Raw genomic sequence first — 17,022 nt, 5'->3', positions numbered from 1 at the left:
TAAAATAACACTTTCGAGACTATTTCGACATGATAAATATCAAATATTTGGCAAAAAAAATGGCCAACTAATGTTGGCCATTTCGATAACTATTTAACTTTCTATTAGTTAAACGTGTAAGTCGCGCTCACGAATAAACGTGGACCGATTGCATCGTATAACTCAGGGAAAGTGTTAGCTTGCTGTTGTGAATCACCTAACGCTTGTGGTTCTTCATCTAAGATGTTCTTAACACCACCAGTTACTTTGAATGCATCTGAAACGTTGTAGCTTGCAGATACGTCTAAGTAGAACTTAGTGTCTAACTCAGGAACAACTAAATCAGCAGCTGTTTGAGCACCAGTCATGATTTGGTCATCTTCAGTTGAACCAATGTGACGGATTAATGCAGATAATGTTAAGTCGTCTTTAGTCCAGTTAATACGAGTATTAGATTGGAACTCAGCACGTGGTGTACCACATGTGTTACCGAAGTAACCAGCACACTCGTTAACGTTTTCTGGAATCGCAGCGATTGGTGTAGTGTTGAACTTGTCTAACCAAGTTGAACGGAACTGGATGTTTAAGCTAGAACCGTTGTCGAAATCAGTGTTGTAAGTGATGTTGAAGTCAACACCAGCTGTTTCGATTAAACCAATGTTAGCGTTTAATGACTTAACTAAAGAAACGTTACCGTCTGCACGACGTTGGATGTTTTGACAAGTTTCGTCATTGATGTCTTTAGCGATGTTGTAACATACGTCTAATGTGTTGTTAACACCGTAAGAAGCGATTGCATCTTCAATTTCGATTGAGAAGTAATCGATAGTGAAGTCTAAGCCTTCCATTGGTTGAACAACAACACCCACTGTGAACGTGTCTGAAGACTCTTCAGATAAGTTCTCATTACCACCGAAAGAACCTTCGATTTGTGAGTTAGCTTGCTCGAATACACCTACTAAACCAGCTGGAACACCAGTTGCTTCACAAAGTGCTACGTCAGTTACACCAGCTTCGAAACCGCCTGCAGAACACGGATCCACCGCACCTGGGAAGCCGTTTGCAGAACCTTGGAATAACTCAGATACGTTTGGAGCACGAACAGCTTGTTGGAAACCAATACGTGCAGAGATCATGTCTGACGGAGTCCAGTTTAATGCTGTTGCGAATGATTCAACGTTACCGATGTTAGAGTAATCTGCGAAACGTGCAGCACCCCAGAATGTTAAGTCTTCAGCCCACTCAGCACCAGATACTAATGGAACGTTAATTTCCATGAAGATCTCGTCTGAAGAGTATTGACCTACAGTTGCTTCACCAGCGTTGAAACCTAATACGTCACCACCAGCTAAGAACTCGTCTGGACGGAAAGAAGATTCGTCTTGACGCTTCTCGTAACCAAATACTAAGCCAACAGCTTCGTCTGCACTTGGTAATTGCCATGTCGTTGTACCAGCAACGTTAGCCATGAATACTTCTTGAGTGATGCTTGTTACGTTAGCAGCACCAACGTTAACGAAGTCGATCGCTTCTTGAGAAATGTTACCAGCACCCCAGATATTGATTGGTACACAACCACCTGAAGTATCTTGACACTCTGTACCTGCGTCGTTAGTTAAAACAGCTTGACGGAAACGTGAAGCAGCAACGTCATTGTTTAATAAGTTAGTTTGGTCTAACATCGCGCGGCTGTAGTAAACATCGTATGACCAGTCGTCATTGATGTAACCGTCGATACCAACCATGATGCGGAATGCGTCACGAGTATCTAAAGATTGACGTGAACCATTCTCTACCATACGACGACCGATGAATACATCGTAGTTGCCGTTTGCGTTTAATGCAGACTCTTCGAAGTCATCAGAATCATCATCTGGCGTACCGTTGTTGTTTGTAACAGTAGCGTTTAAGAATGCTTGTTGAGTTGCTGCATCGAAGAACGCAGAGTTAGGGTTAACTTCAACAGTTGTAAATGCTGGAGTTGGTGCTAATTCTTGAGGAACGTAGTTACGGATGAAAGAAACTTCTGAGTAAATACGGTGCTCATCGTTGATGTAGAAGTGAGAGAAAGCACTTGCAGAGTAACGCTCTTGAGGTAACTGTAAGAAGTTATCAGGTGCGTAGTTGAAACGGCTTGAAGGCTCAACCCATGCTTGACCGTCACCGTTAGGACCGAATGTACCTACAACAGTACCGTCGTCTTTGATTACGTTACCAGCGAAAATACGTGTACCTGGAACACCAGAAGAACCACCTGGAACTAATTCGTTGCCACTTTCAGTTAACGCAACGTTAGAGAAAGAACGGTCGCCTTGGTATAAAGCTTCACGCTTTGAGTAACCTAAGTAAAGTACAGCGTTACCACGGTCATCTGCGAAGTTGCCACCCATTGTCATATCTAGGTTGAACTTTTCAGCGTCGTTGTGATCAGTTACGTCGTAAAGAGTTGAAAATTCAACGCCTTCGAAATCGTCTTTCATTGTGAAGTTAACAACACCACCTAATGCGTCTGAGCCGTATACCGCAGATGCACCACCAGTGATGATTTCAACGTTTTCAATTAATGAAGCTGGGATAGTGTTTAAGTCAACAACACCGTCTTGACCAGCAGGAACCCAACGACGACCGTTTACCATAACTAACGTACGTGCAGTACCTAAACCACGTAAGTTAACTGTTGCAGTACCGTCACCTGGGTTGTTTGAGCTAGGACCAAACGCTGGAAGCGTTGAAGGTAATTCAGCAAGCTTTTGCTCAACATTTAAGTTACCAGAAATTGCGAATTCTTGTGCGTCAACTTCGATAATAGGTGTTACAGCTGTAAGTTCTTGGCGCTTGATACGAGAACCTGTAACTTGAATACGCTCTACGCTTTCTTCAGCGTTTGCTTCATCTGCAAATGCGTAAGTTGGTGCTGCCATTGCTGTAGCTGTTGCACCAGCCGCAATAGCAAGCTTTACAGCTCTACTAAGCTTATTACTTTGATACATTATGTACTCCCTGGATCACTTCCGTGATACTAGTGTTTTAAATTCAAGACTATGTTGTCTTTTTTCTTATATCGGTCAGTAAGACCTGATCTGTCGCATAGGATAGTAAACGCATTTGAATCGATTGGTCAACCAAGATCTTTACGTTTACTTAATAATTTTTACAATAATTCGATGGATAATTCGCCCGTTCTGGCCTATTACAGAATAAAAAACAAACAAAATGAATAAGTTGTCATATTTAACTGACATTTACTTGGCTTTAACTCCCTCTAAATCAAGTGTCCAAACCAGCCATAAATAACCAATAAAAACAACAACTAACATCACGACCCAACCTACGTAAACCATCGTAGTTATAGTCACATAAACACCTATTAACATGTGGTTTACATATGTTATTTTGTAAAGAAAATGTGACGTAAATTTAATTTTAATCGATGAATTTTTTATAATTTTATTTAATTTCATTAAGCTAGCATTGTGGTAAAGTATCGCCACATTAATATTCACCTGCCTTGTATGATTGATATTGAACTACTCGGGTTATTGTCCGCAGTGGGATTTATTGCTGGATTCATTGACGCTATCGCAGGAGGTGGCGGGCTTCTTACTATCCCAACATTATTGGCAACAGGCCTTCCACCGCATGTTGCTCTGGGAACCAATAAACTAGCGGCTTCTTTTGGCTCATTAACTGCGTCAATCACGTTTTATCGGAAACGACTTTTCGACCCAATTTTTTGGTGGCGATCAATAATGTTTACGGCAATTGGCGCGGTTATTGGTACTATCGTCGTTAGCTTTATCAATACGCAATGGCTTGAAAAACTCCTACCCTTGATCGTTTTTCTCATTGCTATTTATACATTATTCAGTAAGCAGATGATTAGTTCTGAGGGTAACTTACCTAGAAAAGATAAAGCACTACATAAAAAGCAAACGTTACAGGGATTAACGCTCGGGTTTTACGATGGTGTAGCGGGCCCTGGAACAGGTGCATTTTGGACAGTATCAAGCACAGCTTTATATAAGCTAAATATTCTGCTTAGTAGTGGCTTAGCCCGTTCAACTAATTTTGTTAGTAATTTTTGCTCGTTAATCACCTTCATTTACTTAGCGCAAGTTGACTTTGTCGTTGGGATCACCATGGGCTTGTTCATCATGCTAGGTTCATGGGTTGGCGCACATTCAGCAATAAAATATGGAAGTAAATTTATCAAACCAATCTTTCTGACTGTGGTCATTATTATGTCTATATATTTAGCCTACAAGGCCTGGTAACTCAAATGACCCTAGCAGACCGATTAAAGCCAATCATTGATGATTTGAAAGCAAAAGCGATACGGTTAGACAAAATTAATGATAATACTGCTGCACATAAATACGTTAGTGAGCGTCGCTTATTCTCAGCAGATTTATTTTCAACTTATAGCAACAAGTACGTACCTTACGTGCTTGAAACAGAATCTAAACTCAATGCTGTAGCCGTAATGATAGAGCACGGTAGCAAAGGATTAGCTAACGATATATTAGAGACAATTGAACATCAGATTAATGCGCTATCGACCGCATTAGGCGCTAATAGCGAGATACACCATGAAGCACGTATCAAGGTTGATGCCCGCCGTCAGCATTTTGCGAAAAAAGCGGCAAAGAAAGTAATGGTCAGTTCACATCAGCTGTATCAAACACTTGCTGAATATCACGAGTTTGAGAGACGCTTAAAAGCGATGATTGACGAACGCATGCTGGCAAGCAACGATAATAATAAGCTGAGTGAAGAGATATTAGCCTTGCACCAGCGTTTAGGCAGATGCAGAAAGGCAATATCTCAAGTGGAACGGCAAATAGAGCTTATCGAAAAGCCTAATAGCTAAAACCGAGTGCCTTTTTTATTGATTCAGGAAGTTCTGGCATCGCTTGTTTAGGCAGCAGAAAGGTTGCTAAATTATAGAAATCAGTAAAGATCCTATTACTCTCTGTTGTCCTTTTTAAATAGTCATGACCCGACGAGCCCCCCGTACCAATTTTCGTTCCCAACATTCGCTGGACCATCATCATATGCTTATAACGCCAAAGCGTTAGTGCTTCGTCGACTTCAGTCAATAGCGTGATAAATTGAAAGGGTAAGTTCATCAAAGGCTCTTCACGATACATGGAAATAAATAGCGCAGAGAGGGTCGCTTTTTGACTTAATCTTACGCGTCCTGCTTCTATTGCCTTTTGATATTCTTTTTCGTCCAATAGGGCCTCAAAGTTTAGCCGCGTATTAGCATGTTCTTTAAGTTGGTGCCTCACTTCTATTTCTGACAACAAGGTATTATTTTCAATAATGTGCTTTTCTTGATCAAGCATCTCGTTAGTCGCTTTTTGATATTGTTGCCAAAAATTAAATTTTCCAAAATTTAAAAAAGGCAGGCGCTCTAGCCATTTTTCAACGACTTCAAATAAGCTATCCTGTCCCTCTAACTCTTCTAAAAATTTGCGGTGTTCATCGGTTAATCGGTTGTAAAAAGACTGTTTATCAAAATCAATACGCTGCTTTGACTTCAACCCAAGGCTTATTTCCAATACTTTAAATTGAATACTTTGGAACCCTGAAGCAGGCACAAGATAATTCCTAAAATCTAAAAAATCTTGTGGTGTCATGGTTTCAATTATATCGATTTGGTCATTGATTAAATGTTGTATTTTGACCACGCGTTTCAAACGGTGAACCACCGTCGATAAATCACGTTCTGAAACAGACTCTTGTTTAAATAAATGGATAACTGAATACAGCTCATGAAGGATTTGCTTAAACCACAATTCATAAGCCTGATGCACGATGATAAAAAGCGTTTCATCATGTGCTTCTTCCCCATATTTCCCACTGACAGGTTTTTGCGCATCCAAAAATTGTTCGAGTTTTAAGTAGTCTCCGTAATAACACGGTTCAATAGGTTTATTCATTTTTATTTTCGTTATAATTTCCCCGCATCAGTTATAGCTTACTTTTTATTGGTGATGCTAACTAAATTTGCGATTATTCTAAAATAAACACCAATAATTGCTTGCCAAGTGTTTGAAAATATAAGCTATACTTGGCAAGACGTTAGCGTATTAAGCATAAGGAATAAGAATGAAGATTTCTGATGATATCCATAACTACTATGAAAAATTAGTGATTCAGCAATTTTCTCAACTTAAAGTTGAAGAAAAATATGATCAAGATTTTATCGCGGATCTAACATGTGTCGTGTTAAATCAATTACCAGCACGTTATATTCGCCATGAAGTAGATATGGCTTTCTATTTACCTGCATCAGATCGATTTGAAATGGAAAACAAAGTAGATATCGCTATCAAAAAAGCGCTTGAATTTATGCATTCACAAGGTAAAGGTGTTGAAAGCTAGTTGACTGGCTTAAATATTGAGAGGGATTGGGTGGCGACCCTCTCAGCTAACACCTCGGCACATGAGTCGTCTGCTGCGGTTGCTTCCTTCCGGACCTGGCCGAGTTCACAGAGTATCATTGCGAGGGAACCAAAAGGGTCACCATAATGTGCCGTAAGGCGCGAGGGATTATTACTAATCCCAATGAGTGTTGCAAGTAATAGTTTGTATCAAACGTTTGTTCGATGATTATTTAACCAAACCTATATCCGAAATTCTATTGCGCTTCAGCTTTAGCGATCTTGTCACTAAACTCTAATAACACAGACTTGAGTACTAATAGGTTCTCACGCCCTATTCTCAAGAGTAACTTATCTGACTCAGGCAACGACTCCAACGTCTCATTCTCAAATTCATACATTACACTTGGGCGAACGAGTGTCATTTCTTGTTCGGGCAATTCCATATCTAACACACGAACAATAGCTTCTTGCAGAACATCCGTAAAATCCTGATCAGGATAGCCTAACTCACTGTATGCTTGATTAATCAACGGTTTCATTTCAAGGTATAATTCAGCAAACGACTCGCTATCGATTGAGCGTAGCAAATCAATGTAAAGTGTAAAACGACGCGCTGTGCTGTCGTCCCACTGCCACTTCCCCGTAGATATACCATTTTCATTGAGTTGTTCTTTCGCAGAAAAACTAACATTAGGCTCTACAAATGGCGTGTGTTCATAGGCTAGCGTTCCTTGTGCAAAATTATCGGTAAACACAACAAGTCGACGAATTAAATCATCTGTAATAACGAGTTTGAGTAATTCCTTGCGCCAAGTTAATTCAGGCAATGCAGACTTTAAGTATTCATCACTTTCATCAAGTCGAGGTAAAGGGCTTTGTTCTTCAACTGGCTCTAGTTCTGTTTCAGGCACATCCATAATATCAGGCATTTCTGGCAACGCTTCGGGTGAGACCTTTTCTACTGGCTCAGGCTGTACTACCTCTACTTCAGGTTCAACGACAGGTTGCTCAATAACTGTCGCGGTTTCTGGTTGCTCTTCTTGCGATAATAACCAATACCCAACACCAGCAATGATCACTACTAAAATCACAGAGATCACAAGCCAAGGAGTTGAGTTTTCAGTATTTGTTGTTTCGCTCATTTGTCCTACCACTAAAGGATGAATTATTAATACCCATTGAAATAATGCTTTAGCTATCTTAGCGCTATGTCAAAGGAGAGAGTACGTAAGATTTGTAACAATATAGTTATCTCTACATTGGTTAAATCAGCCGCCTTACCTTGTCTTTGACATACCCTCAAAGTATGAGTTTAGTCGTTTTTTATGTTGAATAGCTACATTCAACGAGGCAATAACCATTCTTTTCACTCAGTACCTTGGGTTCATGCTTTTTTGTTCTCGCTCAGAGCACAAATCATTATTCACTTTGTATAACAATATATTGATTAACATAATGATATTCAATGGAACACATATTGTTTTACATTTTTATTAATACAACGAATTATTCTTAGTTATTACTATGTAAAAGATTAGTTGATTGTGAAATAGTTCAGATTATTTTTTATCAATGAAAAATAAAAATGCCAGCTAAAGCTGGCATTTTTCCGTACTCGGTTGTCACTATTGAGCGTCGGCCTGATTCTCAGGTTGTGCTTCGATAAAGGCAGGATGCGTATTACATTGCTCGTATATTGCCATTATCAATGGGTATTTAGCCATGTCTACATTAAAGCGCAATGCATTGTAGACTTGAGGAATTAAACACAAATCTGCCAATGTAACTTCATCACCAAAACAGTATTTACCGGCATGCGATTGAAGCTTTACTTCTAATGCAGCGAAACCTGTATGCATCCAGTCATGAACCCATTGCATTTTATGTTCATCAGATACCTTTAATTCATTCACTAAATATTGCTGTACTCGCAGATTGTTCAATGGGTGAATTTCACAAGCTACGTCATAAGAAAACGCTTTGACTAGAGACTGTTTCACAAGATCAGCCGGTAACAATGAGACATTTGTCGCTTTCGCTGACAAGTAGTCAATAATTGCTAACGACTGATTTAAACAGACATCTCCGTCAATAAGACAAGGCACTAATTCATGCGGATTTTTCTGCTTGTATTCCTCTAAGTGCTGCTCACCACCATTTTTAACTAAATGAACAGATAGTAGCTCACAGTCAAGGCCTAACAAATTCAGTGCAATTCTAACGCGATATGCCGCTGATGATCGCCAATAGCCATAAAGCTTCATTATTTAGCTCCAGGATACTCTACAACCACTTGGTCAATTGAACCAAAGATAGAATCACCACTGTCGTTAAACATTTCAATTCGAACACGGTCGCCAAACTTCATGAATGAAGTTGACGGCTTGCCATCAGCGATGATTTCAAGCATACGTTTTTCTGCTAAACAACTAGAACCAGCTGAACGGTCATAGTTAGAAATTGTCCCAGAACCAACAACACAGCCAGCACCTAACGGGCGAGTTTTTGCGGCGTGAGCAACGATTGTTGGGAAATCAAATGTCATATCAACGCCACAGTTTGGCTCACCAAATAACTCGTCATTAAGATGTGTAGTTAATGGTAGGTGCAACTTCTTACCGTCCCATGATTTACCTAATTCGTCCGGTGTCACGGCAACCGGTGAGAAGGCGCTTGATGGCTTACTACAGAAAAAACCGAAGCCTTTTGCTAACTCACCAGGAATTAAGTTACGTAACGATACATCGTTAACAAGCATCAATAATTTAATGTGTTCTTGTGCTTGCTCAGGTGTTGCCCCCATTGGCACATCAGATGTAATCACTGCAACTTCTGATTCAAAGTCAATTCCGTAATCTTCAGAAATAACTTCGATATTATCTCTTGGGCCAATAAAAGAGTCAGAACCACCTTGATACATTAACGGATCCGTCCAAAACGTTTCTGGCATTTCAGCATTACGTGCTTTGCGAACCAATTCAACGTGGTTCACGTAAGCACTACCGTCGGCCCATTGATATGCTCTTGGTAAAGGCGACTCACACGATGCCTGTTCAAAGTTCATCTGACCTTCAACATCACCAGCGTTTAATGCTTGATAAACAGTATCTAACTTAGGAGAAATGTTTTCCCAATCATCAATCGCTACCTGCATCGTTGCAGCGATTTCAGGTACAGCAACAGCTTTTGTTAAATCTTTACTAACAACGACTAATTGACCATCACGGGTATTATTTTTTAACGAGGCTAATTTCATGCTCTGTCCTAATAATTCTTTTTATTTATGAGAATAGTTGAAGCTGATTCTACGACTTATTAAAACAAATACTAGTACAGCGAAGAGATTCGTTTGGGTGTAAAGCACAGAAATTGTGTTATTAATTCTTTACACCCATACAAGGACGAGGAAAATACGAGGAATAATGCTAAATTTTCACCGTCTTTTTGTTGATGCCATATTCACGTAACTTGTTTGCAATCGCGGTATGACTTAACCCAAGTTTCTTGGCTAACTGGCGTGTGCTTGGGTACGCAGGGTAAAGTTTTCTCAATAAATCGGCTTCAAAATTCTTCACCGCACCATCGAGCGTTCCCTCAAACTCCTGCTCGAGGTAACCGTATTCTCTCGTGTACGCTGGTAATTCAAGGTATTGCGTTTGTACGAGCTCACCTTCCATTAAAGATACCGCACGAATCAATACATTTTCCAGCTGACGAACATTGCCCGGCCATGGATAGTGTTCAATAAACTCTCGACAATCATCAGACAATCGAACGTTTAAGCGACCAATGTTATAACTTGCCTTTGCGATGAAATGTTCCGCCAGCGGGATAATATCGCTTCTTCGCTCTCTCAACGACGGTACATTGAGACCAAGGACATTAATTCGATAGTACAAATCTTCACGAAACTCGCCACAAGAGACCATGTTAAGCAGATCTTTATTGGTTGAACTAATGATGCGCACGTCAACCTTAATTTCAGTTTCATCATCTACTCGACGAAAGCTGCCATCTTGGATAACACGCAGTAACTTCGTTTGTAGCTTGGCCGACATTTCTCCAACTTCATCAAGGAAAAGCGTTCCGCCATTAGCTTGCTCAAATAATCCCTTCTTGGCCTGTTCCGTCGATGACGCTCCAATACCAAATAACTCAGTTTCTGCTGCTTCGTCTGGTAATGCAGCACAATTAAGTGTCATGAAAGGATGGTCGCTACGCTCACTAGCTTGATGACATGAACGTGCCAATAGCTCTTTACCTGTACCCGTTTCGCCACTGATCAACATTGTAGAATCCAATACCGCCATACGCTTTGCTTCACGTACAACTTTTCTCATGCTGCCGCTCGTCGCTTGGATACCGGTAAAGCTATTTTCCGTTGATTGCTTAAATGCATTCATTTGCTGCCCAAGTCGTGCTTCCGACTTTAAAATCAAAACAGCGCCCGCAAGTACTGAATTTCCTTCACTGTCATCTACATGTATCGGCAATATATCTGCAACGAAGTCTTCGTCACTTAACTTCAAACGTCTTGTTTGCGCTAAAACTTCATCACTCTCAAGCCATTTTGCGAAGTTAAATCCTTTGACAAATTGGCCAACGCCCTCACCGATCACTGTTTGCTCTTTGGCATTAAGTAGATTTTTTGCAACATCATTTAAAATTCTTATGCTGCCTCGCGCATCAATTGAAATGAAAGGGTCCGGGAATGTTTTCACCAGGGTAGACAATTCATTACGCTCTAACTCAGAGGGCATAAAAGGTGTTGTTTGAACATCCACAACGCCTTCGATCAAGCGAAGTTGAGGCATAAAGCTTTGCAATTCGGAAAATTCTAAATCAGGTATGTGAACAAAAATGGGACCCGCGACAGTCGCAGTATCAATCCCTTTTATATTAATATTGTGTTCGACAAAGACTCCAAGCACTTGCTGTGCAATGCCTAATCTATCTTCACAAGTTATTTTTAAGCGCATTTATTTTAAGACCCAGACAATCAAAAACACTATTGTAAACTATTTTGTACGCAATAAAAAAGCCCCCTTTGAAGGAGGCTTTGTAAAATTACATTTCAAGTTTCACAAAACTATAAAAGTGAGTCCGTTTTCGCAGCACAAATAAAGTCATTTTTGTGTAAACCACGAATCGCATGAGTCCACCAAGTTACGGTAACCTTGCCCCACTCAAGCAAAATTGCTGGGTGATGAAACTCTTCTTCTGCAAGTTCAGATACTTTATTAGCAAATGCCCACGCTAGTTTGTAGTTTTTAAATTTATAAACGCGTTCTAACATCATTACACCATCACGTACCTCTGGTACCCAGTCAGGTAATTGTGACATAAATTGTGAGAGTTCTTCGTCTGTTACTTTAGGAGCATCTACGTGACATGCTTCACATTGCTGGGTCGATAAAGTTGAAGTCATTCTATTTCCTTAACTTGCGATTTTTTCTTTTGGTGGAAATTTAGGTTTATGTAAACCCAACGCTTTGGCCTGTTCTACTAACGCCATCAGATCTAGATTGCGTATTGCATCTAAATCACTCATTTTTTCTATCATGAAGTAAATTGGTTGCATAATATCGATGCGATATGGTGTACGTAATACATCAACAACCTGTTCCTCATTGGTTAAGAAGCGACGTTCAGCTGTACCCTCTTCTAACGCATACTTTGTTTCACCTGGTGAAGATAAAATACCGCCACCGTATATGCGCAAGCCGTCGTTAGTTTTCATTAAACCAAACTCGACAGTAAACCAATATAGACGAGCAAGGAAAACTCTATCTTCTTTGCTCGCTGCTAGTCCTATTTCTCCATATGCTTGAGTAAACTTTGCAAATGCAGGATTAGTAAGCATTGCGCAATGACCAAACAACTCATGGAAAATGTCAGGTTCTTGTAAGTAATCAAATTCTTCTTTACTGCGGATAAATGTCGCAACCGGGAATTTCTTTTCAGACAACAGCTGGAAGAACTTTTCAAACCCAATTAACGCAGGAACCTGCTCACATCGCCAACCTGTAGTAGCGAGTAACACTTCGTTTACTTCTGCTAACTGAGGTACTCGATCTAACGGTAAATTTAACTTTTCTAATCCGAGAATAAACTCATCACAGGCACGCCCTTCCATTAATGGAAGCTGACGTTTAATTAATGCCTGCCAAATACTGTTTTCTTCATCTGTCCAATGGATAAAACCATTTTCGTCGGCAGCTTTAGAAACATATTTAGTCGCCTTTGACATGTTGTAACCTTGTATAATTATTGTATTAGCTCGTAGCTAATAACTTGTGTGGTGTTCCACTTTAGTTCCCTTAATCTTATGCTAAGGCTCCAAATAAGATCACCCTTATAGTCTAGGTTAAATTTTAATCAGATAAAATTATTGTAAATTATTTAATACAACCGACTTTTACAACAGGCAACTATCACGACTTATCTTTATTCAAAACAAGCTGTTTTAAATTACTGACAAGGATCTGACGAACTGAATTAATGCTTGGCGTATCTTGATTAAATGGTAATGGGCGACACAAGTGAACCGTCCGAATACCAAGTCTTGCCGTTAACATGCCAGACGCAAGACCTTGTGCAGCTCGACCAGACAGTTTACTGAGTAAGTCAGCGCCAATCATCTCAGCCCCCACATCAGCAATAATCTCTGTCGCACCTGCAAAAATCATGTTTTTCAACACTTCCCTAATTAACTTGATACGACTCCAATAACCAAGTTTGATTCCATAAAGACCTGCAACACGATCAACCATGGACACGTTGCGCCAAAAAACGATCAACATATCAATAAAAGCAATAGGACTAATAGCAACCATCATCATTGTTTCACTAGAGTGTTTTGCTATTTCATTCATCGCTTTTTGATCAACGGCGCTCATCACCTGTTTGTTAAACAACTGAATGATTTCTGCATCAGATAAGTGTTTATACTCCTTGCTTAACCATGCATCTTCTGATGGCAATGCTATATCACAAGGGAGTTTTGATGCGATCTTTTTACAAACATCTACTGCCTGTCCTTCCAGATAGCCTTGATTAATATCAACTACTTTCTGTTGCACTTTCAATTGTTTCTTGAGCTGAGATAGACCCGTCAACTCTTTTATAAACGAAGTGCCAACTGTGGCTGTAATCACGCCAAATAAAATGGCATAAAGTCCAGTGATAATTGGCGAATCAATAAACCCCGTACTAAAAAATTCAAAAGCCTCGATACCAACAATTAACATAAGCACCGAGAGACCAATTCGCATCCCCCAGCTGGTTTCGCTTCTTTTCTCAATCTGTTGCTCAATTTCTTGAAGATCTTGCTCTGTGGCCTGCCAGTCGTTGTTGTCAAAAAATACTGTGTCAGCTTTAGGCGTTGACTCAGGCAAATTATCAGTACCAGCCTCGACACTCTGCTCGTCGAAAAGTATTTGTTGTTGAAACTGCTCTTTTTCAGTATTCATCGCATTTTGTCTCCTAACAAAAACTCAAGTGCTTGGTCCATTCGGATATGCGGTAAAGCTTGATGTTCTTGTAACGGCGTATATGGGGCAAACTCAATAAAATTGTATTGATTATTTTGCCAATGTTCTTGGTTAGGTATTTCACTTGGCACACTACCGGGAAAAACAGTAATGACTTTATCGTCGTCAGCACGTTTACCTTTGAGGACATTAATATCCTTGTTTTGGTATTTACTTTTACCTACGGCCGTTGTCCGCACGGACGCGAGCGCTAGCGTTTTCACGTCTACCGACTGATAATGCAACTCATGTCGCTTTTTATAGACCATCTTATTGAGCAATTTAACGAGATTACCGTGTTGATCTGGTGTTACGTGATCTGCCTTGGTGGCAGCAAATAATAGTTTATCTATTTTTGGAGAGAACAGCCGCTTCAGCAAGCTCGATTTCCCATAATCAAAACTCTCCAAAATCATTGAAATCGCTAGTTGCAAGTCATCAAAACTTGCTTTGCCATGATTTAATGCAGTTAAGCTGTCACACAAGACAATTTGACGATCAAAATTTACAAAATATTTTTTATAAAACTTTTTCACGACATTTGCTTTGTATTCAGTAAAGCGAGCTCGAAGCGTGCCAATGACTGTCTCATTATCGGCATTTTGATAATCATTTTTATCAATTGCGTCAAATCGAGTAAAAGGAAAGAATTGAAGTATAGGCGCACCGGCTAAATCGCCAGGAAGAATAAATCGGCCAGGCTGGATAACTGATAAGCCCAGCTCATTTCTAAAGGTATGTAACAAGTCTGTGTACTGAGTTGCTAATTCAGCTAGTTTTTGTTCGTCCATAGGAGCAAATGGATCAAGCGCATTTACTTCATCAATAAACCCACTAGCAGCGGACAATCGAGGCTCTTTTGTTAACAAACTCATCGTTTGTTCAGACCATTCTTCATAAGTCTGATTCAACATCGGCAGATCTAATAACCACTCTCCTGGATAATCAGTAAAGTCGATATACATGGTAACGACATCTGTCGCTAGTTTTAACAAAGAGTTATTGGGTTGATAGCGAACGGCAAGTCTCAACTCACTAATCGTTTTCGTTGGCTCAGGCCAAGACGGTGGTGTATGACTCAAACTATCGATTCCTTCGTCATAAGTAAATCGAGGCACTAAATTATGCTGTTGAGGTACACGCTTGGCTGCAATAAACCTTTGTTGCGCGATTGGGCTAAAGAATGCAAGCTCAGATTGATGGTTCTCACTAATAAGTTGATTAACCAAAGAGGTGATAAACGCTGTTTTACCTGAACGACTTAAACCGGTCACGGCAACATTCACTTGTTGGTCAAATGAACGATGCAATAGCTCATCTGCTTTTCCTTTGAGCTTTAACAAATTTTTTTCTATCGATGCTTTATTCATTACTTCAAATTTCATTTGCAAAACTAGGATCTGTTAATCGTTATCAAACATGATTTTCTGACTAATCAACCTACCACCTTTCTGACTCATTGGTGAAGCTGAAAATAAAACACAAGTTCGATTTACCCTTAACAATCCTGAATGAATTATGCCTCCAATACTAGCTAGTTTTTGGCCTCGAAGATAGTAGGTAAGGCCCGGTTAGAAAAAAAGAAAGCGACCTAAGTCGCTTTCTTTTATAGCTTTTTTTAATTACAGCTTATTGATTTCTCGGCTTACTGTAAATTGTGGTGAAGTAACATACTCTTCAATGGTTCTCAGCTGTCCTTCAAGCTTTCTATACTTCTTACGAATATCGTAAAACGCTTGTCTTGGTGGTTCACCTGCTTGCCAAATACGAGTTTTCACTTTAATTGACTCATCTAAAATGTCATCTGTAGGCTGCTCAACTGTATTTGCATTTGCCGCATTGTTTGTTTCAAATTTATTTACAAGCTGAGCCGGCTTCTTATCTAAAATAAACCAACCAGCAATGTAAATAAGAATAATCCAACCTGCACCTAATAAGACTCCTGAAACTGCAAAGATACGCACTAACCAAGTTTCCCAGCCAAAGTAATCTGCAATCCCTGCACAAACACCAGCTATCTTACCGTTTTTAGGGTCACGAAATAGTTCACCTTTGCGTTTACTTGCCATGTTTGTTTCTCCATTCAGGGGTTTCAGCATCTAATATCGCTTCTAGCGTATGGATGCGTTCTGCCATACTATCAGCCATTTCAGATAAATCTTGTAACTGCTGATATTCTTCCTCGCTTAATCCCTGGCTCATCTGACGTTTGCTTCGGTAATGTAGTATCAACCAAATTGGTGCCACTATAACCATAAAGATGATAACCGGGGCCATGATGATCTCTTCCATGTTGTTCTCCTTATGTAAGTGTTAATTAAGACTTGTCAGACTTTTTCATTTTAGCTTTTAATTCTGCTAATTCATCGTCAACTTGTTCGGCTGACTCTAAATCCGCAATTTCATCAGCTAATGACTTGGCACCTAGATCATAAGATTCAACTTGTGCTTCAATATCATCAATTTTGCGCTCATAGCGATCAAATCGGCTTAATGCATCATTCACTTTATCGCTGTCGATCTTGCTTTTCACTTTCAAGCGTGAACTAGCAGTCTTTTCTCGCATAATAATTGCTTTTTGACGAGCTTTTGCATCAGCTAATTTCTCTTGCAATTGTGTGATTTCATCTTGCAATTTCGCCATGTGCTCATCAACATGTTCTAGCTCTTCACTCATCGCTTGCGCAGCTTCATTACACTTGTTCTTTTCAACTAGCGCTGCACGTGCTAAATCGTCTCTTTCTTTGCTTAACGCTAACTCAGCTTTTTCTTGCCATTGCTCGGCATCGCGCTGGAATCTTGTAATTTGACGTTGTAAGTCTTTTTTGTCAGCAAGTGTTTTTGCTGATGAAGATCTTACTTCTACAAGTGTGTCTTCCATTTCTTGGATAATAAGACGCACCATTTTCGCCGGATCTTCTGCTTTATCTAATAAGTTATTGATATTAGCATTAATGATGTCAGTAAAACGTGAAAAAATACCCATAATGACTTCCTCTACTTTTCAATCTGTTAATTTTACGCTTGCCAACTTACATACAGATTCTGCGCCAACATTAAAAACCAACCCTAAATTACTGTTTTAAAAGAATTTTAACTTTATTTTAAAAAACTCTTCA

Annotated in this window: 16 protein-coding genes and 1 other RNA gene; 3 read left to right on the top strand and 14 right to left on the bottom strand. The window is 39.7% G+C overall.

What is annotated here, in order from left to right:
• Positions 1-104: 104 nt before the first annotated feature.
• Complete coding sequence (locus tag QQK05_RS04920) at positions 105-2,969, bottom strand: TonB-dependent receptor domain-containing protein (protein ID WP_284296355.1); 2,865 nt, start codon at positions 2,967-2,969, stop codon at positions 105-107.
• Positions 2,970-3,491: 522 nt separating this feature from the next.
• On the opposite strand from QQK05_RS04920, the gene QQK05_RS04915 reads away from it, so the two are divergent.
• Positions 3,492-4,253, top strand: coding sequence for a TSUP family transporter (locus QQK05_RS04915; RefSeq protein WP_284296354.1), 762 nt, complete (start codon positions 3,492-3,494; stop codon positions 4,251-4,253).
• Between the two features lie 5 nt (positions 4,254-4,258).
• Complete coding sequence (locus QQK05_RS04910; RefSeq protein ID WP_284296353.1) at positions 4,259-4,849, top strand: primosomal replication protein; 591 nt, start codon at positions 4,259-4,261, stop codon at positions 4,847-4,849.
• Here the strand turns inward: QQK05_RS04910 and QQK05_RS04905 are convergent.
• Complete coding sequence (locus tag QQK05_RS04905; protein ID WP_284296352.1) at positions 4,839-5,924, bottom strand: tryptophan 2,3-dioxygenase family protein; 1,086 nt, start codon at positions 5,922-5,924, stop codon at positions 4,839-4,841. The two genes, QQK05_RS04910 and QQK05_RS04905, sit on opposite strands and share 11 nt — an antisense overlap.
• Before the next feature lie 169 nt (positions 5,925-6,093).
• On the opposite strand from QQK05_RS04905, the gene QQK05_RS04900 reads away from it, so the two are divergent.
• Entirely contained in the window at positions 6,094-6,369 is a 276-nt protein-coding gene (locus tag QQK05_RS04900; protein WP_284296351.1) for a late competence development ComFB family protein, read from the top strand.
• 37 nt (positions 6,370-6,406) lie between these two features.
• Here the strand turns inward: QQK05_RS04900 and ffs are convergent.
• The 12 genes from ffs to pspA form a co-directional block, all read right to left on the bottom strand.
• An RNA gene (gene ffs, locus QQK05_RS04895) (signal recognition particle sRNA small type) lies at positions 6,407-6,504 on the bottom strand.
• Positions 6,505-6,625: 121 nt separating this feature from the next.
• Positions 6,626-7,513, bottom strand: a complete 888-nt coding sequence (locus QQK05_RS04890; RefSeq protein ID WP_284296350.1) for a DUF3014 domain-containing protein — start codon at positions 7,511-7,513, stop codon at positions 6,626-6,628.
• Between the two features lie 483 nt (positions 7,514-7,996).
• Positions 7,997-8,635, bottom strand: a complete 639-nt coding sequence (gene maiA, locus QQK05_RS04885) for a maleylacetoacetate isomerase (protein WP_284296349.1) — start codon at positions 8,633-8,635, stop codon at positions 7,997-7,999.
• A complete protein-coding gene (locus QQK05_RS04880; RefSeq protein WP_284296348.1) occupies positions 8,635-9,627 on the bottom strand; it encodes a fumarylacetoacetate hydrolase family protein in 993 nt (330 codons plus the stop codon). Before QQK05_RS04880 ends, maiA begins: the two co-directional genes overlap by 1 nt.
• A 169-nt stretch (positions 9,628-9,796) precedes the next feature.
• The gene (gene tyrR / locus QQK05_RS04875; RefSeq protein ID WP_284296347.1) at positions 9,797-11,350 is read right to left on the bottom strand and encodes a transcriptional regulator TyrR; all 1,554 of its coding nucleotides are present in this window, start codon (positions 11,348-11,350) and stop codon (positions 9,797-9,799) included.
• 110 nt (positions 11,351-11,460) lie between these two features.
• A complete protein-coding gene (locus QQK05_RS04870; protein ID WP_284296346.1) occupies positions 11,461-11,799 on the bottom strand; it encodes a 4a-hydroxytetrahydrobiopterin dehydratase in 339 nt (112 codons plus the stop codon).
• 9 nt (positions 11,800-11,808) lie between these two features.
• Entirely contained in the window at positions 11,809-12,621 is an 813-nt protein-coding gene (gene phhA / locus QQK05_RS04865) for a phenylalanine 4-monooxygenase (RefSeq protein WP_284296345.1), read from the bottom strand.
• A 184-nt stretch (positions 12,622-12,805) separates the two neighbouring features.
• The gene (locus tag QQK05_RS04860; protein ID WP_284296344.1) at positions 12,806-13,843 is read right to left on the bottom strand and encodes a YcjF family protein; all 1,038 of its coding nucleotides are present in this window, start codon (positions 13,841-13,843) and stop codon (positions 12,806-12,808) included.
• Positions 13,840-15,288, bottom strand: coding sequence for a YcjX family GTP-binding protein (locus tag QQK05_RS04855; protein ID WP_284296343.1), 1,449 nt, complete (start codon positions 15,286-15,288; stop codon positions 13,840-13,842). Before QQK05_RS04855 ends, QQK05_RS04860 begins: the two co-directional genes overlap by 4 nt.
• A 237-nt stretch (positions 15,289-15,525) precedes the next feature.
• A complete protein-coding gene (gene pspC / locus QQK05_RS04850; protein ID WP_284296342.1) occupies positions 15,526-15,972 on the bottom strand; it encodes an envelope stress response membrane protein PspC in 447 nt (148 codons plus the stop codon).
• Positions 15,962-16,195 carry an envelope stress response membrane protein PspB gene (gene pspB, locus QQK05_RS04845; protein ID WP_284296341.1) on the bottom strand — a complete coding sequence of 78 codons (234 nt, stop codon included), beginning with the start codon at positions 16,193-16,195 and terminating at the stop codon, positions 15,962-15,964. Before pspB ends, pspC begins: the two co-directional genes overlap by 11 nt.
• A 25-nt stretch (positions 16,196-16,220) precedes the next feature.
• Positions 16,221-16,889: a phage shock protein PspA gene (pspA, locus tag QQK05_RS04840; protein ID WP_284296340.1), complete on the bottom strand. Its 669-nt coding sequence runs from the start codon at positions 16,887-16,889 to the stop codon at positions 16,221-16,223.
• Between the last annotated feature and the right edge of the window lie 133 nt (positions 16,890-17,022).

Origin of the sequence: Thalassotalea loyana (assembly GCF_030161435.1) — a bacterium.
Taxonomy (GTDB): Bacteria; Pseudomonadota; Gammaproteobacteria; order Enterobacterales; family Alteromonadaceae; genus Thalassotalea_G; species Thalassotalea_G loyana.
Note: the sequence above shows the minus strand (reverse complement) of the source record. Positions and strands in the feature narration are given on the sequence as shown.